This is a genomic window from bacterium (assembly GCA_040755755.1).
Taxonomy (GTDB): domain Bacteria; phylum SZUA-182; class SZUA-182; order DTGQ01; family DTGQ01; genus DTGQ01.
The window spans coordinates 1-2837 of record JBFLZW010000057.1; the positions used below are offsets into that span (position 1 = coordinate 1).

Consider the following 2837-nt stretch of genomic DNA (forward strand, 5'->3'; position numbering starts at 1 on the left):
ACAAACGAGAGGCTATTGCATATTTGCAGGGAGCGGCGATCTGCCACGCCGTTAAGCCTGAGCCTGAAAAACCTGCTCAGGCTCAGGCTATCCCCTGCAATTCCGATAGGAAGGAATTGATTTCCTCGAGAAAGCACTGCACAACGGATGACGCAAGGCTCACCGAGTGCAAGCCGGGTATATCCTGTAGGGGAAATGCTTGTGATCGATGGCGGCAGTCCGAAGATGAGCTGGGCAAAGGATATTGCGCGTCCAGGCTCAATCTTTCCGAATTTCCCCTGGTGCTGGACTGAATTATCCATACCAGGGGCATTCCTCCTTGAGGAAAGGGGGTGAATGATTTTGGCAATCATCGTTTCGCTTTACCTTCTCCTGACGAGAGGGCCGCACTTTTGGACCCCTGCCGAGCAATAGGCAGGCGGTCCCCTCCCTTATTCCTCCCCGGCTATTCTCACCACATCCAAAATCAGGGGCCTGAGAGGCTCAGAAATCGATCATTTTGCCCTGGGGATAAAACATGCAGGCACTTCCGAAAATCGAAATTTGAGCGTTACAGAGCGTTATGCTTTATTTTGACAATTAAATCTTTCATGGATTATATTAATAATATCAATTTTATAAAATAAGAAAGAAAGGATAGGTTTATGAAAATATTTGCTTTTGTATTGATATTATTATTATTGTTGACCGCTTGCACTACTGCAAAAAAATATACCATAACCGTGGATTATCCGGCAAATATCACCAGAGCGGAAGCAAGGGCCGGTACTGTTATGGCTTTCTCAGGTAATTCAAAAGAGTGGAGCAATGTAGAAAAGATAGTAGATAATGCTCTGTCTGCCGGATTAAACTTTTACCTGTCGCCACGAGATGCAAGCGGATGGGCTGTTGAATCAGTATCAGAAGATATCGTTGAAATGGGTTTTCCTTGGCGGAGTCATTATCTCCGGTGCGGGATCATCTATCAGGACAAATCTTGTAATCTAAAAATACTCTCCAGTAACAACCTTTCTGAATCGAAGAACAGAATACACAGAAAGGCACTGGCATTGATGGATAGATTAGAGATATCGCTTCGTAAGGTATTCGGGCAGATGTCGGCATCGAAAGCTCAAAATAAAGATATTCCCACAGTCCAGCCTACAGAGTAATTATCTGTTCAATATAAACAAAGTTTACACATTGGTAGCTGATAGCAGATTCAAAGGGCCAGTGAGCAGGGCCTTTCTTTTCCTCCCAGACCCCACTTTTTAGCCATTCCAGGAACATTCAAACCTTGACCCCTATTTTAGGAACATTCACCCGGTTTTGTCCATGCCTTAAAATGGCTCTCAGGGGCCTTTCCGGGGGTAGATCACTTCTTTGGGTAAAATTGTAGATATGTTCGAGATGTTGAACTTTTTGCTTGATTTATTGATAAGTACCAATTAATATATAAATGTACTACAAAGAATGTATAACTATTAAAAATTATATAACGAGAGGTTGAAAAACAATGGCTCAAGATGAGGTGCTAACCACTACCGAAGCGATTAAGTATCTTAAGACCAGTAGACAAACAATTATTAAGCTGGTTAAAGAAGGTCGGTTGAAAGGGAATAAATTCGGCAGAAACTACCGCTTTCTTAAAGAGGACTTGGATAGATTTATCAGGGGTGAGACTGAACCCCTAAAGGCAGCATCAAGATAACGGGAATGGAGAAACCATATGCCAGATCAGGCAAATTACTTTGACAAGTACCTTGAGGCTCAATTCACTCAGATCAATACTTCAATGCAGAACATCAGTAATTCGGTGAATGACCTAAAGGGCCAATTTACAGATTTGAAAGGCCAATTTACGGACTTAAAGAACCAATTTTCAGACCTTCAGAAAGAGGTTAAAGAAGATAGCAAGTCTACTCGTCATTGGATTCTGGGAAGTGCAATTACCTTCTTTGTAGGCTTCATTGCTGCGGCTATCGCCATATTCTTTGGCTTTGCACAGCTTCAAACTTCCTGGATTCAGACCGTCATTTCTTTTGTCGGTAAGGCAGTCGTGAAATAAGAACGGGCCGGTGAGTGCTTCAGACACTCTGCCGACCCTGGCCGCCTTTGGTCAATTCGTCGGAGTCCTAACCAATGGCGGGTAATTCATTATAGCAGGACTCCTCTCAGAAGGAAAGAGAGGGCAATATGAAAACTCCTTCCGTACCAAACACACCAAAACGCGCTATTTTCTATGCGCGGGTATCTTCCGAAGGTCAGGTTGACAATACCAGCATCGACACGCAGGTAGAGAGGGGCCGGGCCTACACCGTAAGCCAGGGTTGGACCCTGGACAGGGTATTTATCGACGGTGGGGAATCCGGCAAGAGTACCGACCGGGCCAGCTTTCAGGAGATGATAGGGTATATCCGAGAAAATCCGGTTGATGTTCTCTTGACCTTCAAACTTGACCGACTGTCTCGGAACCTGAAAGACCTTCTTATTTTCATCGATGATGAGCTTGACCCTCGTGGGATCGCGCTACAGTCTGTTACTGAGAACTTCAATACTCAGAGTGCAGAGGGCAGACTGTTCCTTCAGCTTCTCGGCAGCTTTGCCGAATTCGAGCGCAAACGGATCGGGGATCGGTGCATGTCTGGGAAGCGGGCCACAGCCAGGAAAGGCGGATGGAACGGGGGGTATGTCCCTTACGGATATCGGAAAATCGAGGGGAGTCAGTTTGCTATACCGCTCAGTAAAATTGACCCGTCTGTGCTCAGATAAATTGACCCACCTGTAGTAGGTTTTACTCTTATAGCTATCATTGGTAAAAATTAAGCCCATCAACAAAAAACCCCATCCTACTCATC

Annotated in this window: 5 protein-coding genes; all 5 read left to right on the top strand. The window is 44.9% G+C overall.

Annotated features, from left to right (window positions below; translation table 11 throughout):
• On the top strand, window positions 1-293 hold a 293-nt coding region (locus tag AB1611_17415), incomplete at its 5' end, for a hypothetical protein (protein ID MEW6381364.1).
• Window positions 294-644: 351 nt separating this feature from the next.
• The gene (locus AB1611_17420) at window positions 645-1151 is read left to right on the top strand and encodes a hypothetical protein (GenBank protein ID MEW6381365.1); all 507 of its coding nucleotides are present in this window, start codon (window positions 645-647) and stop codon (window positions 1149-1151) included.
• Between the two features lie 344 nt (window positions 1152-1495).
• The gene (locus AB1611_17425) at window positions 1496-1690 is read left to right on the top strand and encodes a helix-turn-helix domain-containing protein (protein ID MEW6381366.1); all 195 of its coding nucleotides are present in this window, start codon (window positions 1496-1498) and stop codon (window positions 1688-1690) included.
• A gap of 18 nt (window positions 1691-1708) precedes the next feature.
• Window positions 1709-2047, top strand: coding sequence for a hypothetical protein (locus AB1611_17430; protein ID MEW6381367.1), 339 nt, complete (start codon window positions 1709-1711; stop codon window positions 2045-2047).
• A gap of 128 nt (window positions 2048-2175) precedes the next feature.
• Window positions 2176-2751 carry a recombinase family protein gene (locus AB1611_17435; GenBank protein MEW6381368.1) on the top strand — a complete coding sequence of 192 codons (576 nt, stop codon included), beginning with the start codon at window positions 2176-2178 and terminating at the stop codon, window positions 2749-2751.
• Window positions 2752-2837 lie beyond the last annotated feature (86 nt).